Source organism: Pseudomonas sp. SIMBA_068 (assembly GCF_046534705.1).
In the GTDB taxonomy this organism is placed as follows: Bacteria; Pseudomonadota; Gammaproteobacteria; order Pseudomonadales; family Pseudomonadaceae; genus Aquipseudomonas; species Aquipseudomonas putida.
In genome coordinates this window covers 1-352 of sequence record NZ_JAWRYI010000157.1, presented here as the reverse complement: position 1 = coordinate 352, position 352 = coordinate 1, and the positions used below count along the sequence as shown (strand labels likewise).

The 352-nt window shown below is 60.2% G+C and carries 1 protein-coding gene; it reads left to right on the top strand.

Annotated elements, in window-relative coordinates; translation table 11 throughout:
- Positions 1 to 352 (top strand): ABC transporter permease subunit (locus tag SB756_RS28630; protein ID WP_410912886.1); only part of this gene is annotated, 352 nt, incomplete at both ends.

The following is a 352-nucleotide window of genomic DNA, read 5'->3' as shown; positions in this document are numbered from 1 at the left end:
GGCTATGGCGGCATCCTCAGCCTGGGGCAGGGCGTGTTCTTCGGGGTTGGCGGCTATTGCATGGCGATGTTCCTCAAACTTGAGGCCTCGGACCCGGAAAGCACCAAGATTCAATCGACGCCGGGCATCCCGGACTTCATGGACTGGAACCAGATCACCGAACTGCCGTGGTTGTGGCAGCCGTTCCACAGTTTCAGCTTCACGCTGGTGGCAGTGATTGCGGTGCCGGTGCTGCTGGCGTTCATCATCGGCATGGCGCTGTTCAAGCGGCGCGTGGGCGATGTGTATTTCTCCATTGTCACCCAGGCGATTGCGCTGATTCTCACGGTGCTGATCGTCGGCCAGCAAGGTC